The following is a 1,504-nucleotide window of genomic DNA, read 5'->3' as shown; positions in this document are numbered from 1 at the left end:
TGAAGTTCGATCGCTATTTTTTCGATTTCTTTAGCGTTCTTTTCAACATGATTTAGACGATTAGAGCGTACATGAACAACCTGATATTCCATATCTTCTTTACACTCATGAAGTTTATCCATCAAATCAAATAATTGTTTGCTTTTCTGTTTAGCACCCATGAAATAAACCTCCCTGTTTTTGTCTACTATTCGCCTTGAATGTAACAAAGTCCGCTTTTTGATACATTCAGAACGCTGATGTATATACACTCATCACGAAAAACCATTATTCTAAATGGAAAAATCCCTGCCGGTAGAGGTAATATTGGTTTCTATCGTCAATATCCATTCATGTAAATCAGATAAATTAAACCCTTCCAGGGATAAGGTTTCCGGGAATGTATTTGGATTTTCTCGAATTTGATACATCTTCTCCAAAGCTGCAGGTAACGGACCAAACCCATATATATTTTTATGGCTTGTTCGTTTTCCTACTCGATACGATCTGCGCACATAAATATAAATACTGCCGTTTGCCTTCTTTTTCGAAAGGTAACCGGGATTTCTAGTCATAACAAAGCCCTCTTTTCCCCTACAAACGGCCAAAAAGGAATGTAGGGGAAAAAACCCTACAAGACAATTTAAACGTCCGTAGTCATTTGATTAGATTCGTTTAGATTGTTGCTATGCTTAGTTTTCTAGCCAGTTATAGAAGGGGACAACTTTCTTCGCGGGTTCAAAATATGTACGTGCTGCAGCTTCTCGTTGCTTTCTTTCCCTGGCGCGTTGAGCGTTAGCAGCTACTAAAGCCTTTGTTTCTAAATCTCTGAACACTCTGTCTACATAACTAGAAATATATTTTACTGTCGTTCCTTTTTTGATCGCGTCATTAACTCTATTGAAAACATATGTAAAAATTTTATTGATGCTTTTATTATTATTATTTTCTTGTTTTTGATTACCAGCTTCTAAAAGACTAAGAGCTTCCTCTTTTGAAACGGGTTCTTCAACCTTACTCTCTGTAGGGGTTTCCGTAACTTCGCTTTCCTTCTTTTGTAACTGAATAACTACGTCAATCTTATTGAAAACAAAAACATTATGGCCGAAGCCGCCCTTCGGTTTAATAGTGTGTTTGATAGTTAGGATATGTAGAGCTTTCGCTTTTCTTAGCATGCGTTCAAAAGTAGAGCGACTAACCCCGAATCCATTCGCTTTCTCATTGATCGCTTTTAATAACGTGCCAATTTTAGCGTTTGCTACTCCGCGATATTTAGCCGAGAATCTAACCAGGCGCTTAAATGCTATTAATTCACTTTTTGTGAAGTCTTCTTTGTGGTCTAATAAAAACATTTCGATTGTTGTATTAAATTCTTTAAGCGTTTTAAACTGGCTGTATTTTGCGTATTTATCAATTCTTCCTGAAAGTAACATTCTCTCTATCCCCTATCTAAGCACGAAAAAAAGACACTATTCCCTATGGAAATTCCAATAGAGGAAACAATGTCTTTTAAATGAATTCACAT

At 36.2% G+C, this 1,504-nt stretch carries 2 protein-coding genes; both read right to left on the bottom strand.

Annotation, left to right across the window (positions count from 1 at the left end):
• Positions 1–272: 272 nt before the first annotated feature.
• On the bottom strand, positions 273–554 hold the full coding sequence (locus CVN76_RS04760; RefSeq protein WP_100530481.1) for a hypothetical protein: 282 nt from the start codon (positions 552–554) through the stop codon (positions 273–275).
• A 117-nt stretch (positions 555–671) separates the two neighbouring features.
• Positions 672–1,412, bottom strand: a complete 741-nt coding sequence (locus CVN76_RS04755; RefSeq protein ID WP_100530480.1) for a hypothetical protein — start codon at positions 1,410–1,412, stop codon at positions 672–674.
• Positions 1,413–1,504: the final 92 nt, after the last annotated feature.

The organism is Bacillus sp. mrc49, from assembly GCF_002803435.1.
Note: the sequence above shows the minus strand (reverse complement) of the source record. Positions and strands in the feature narration are given on the sequence as shown.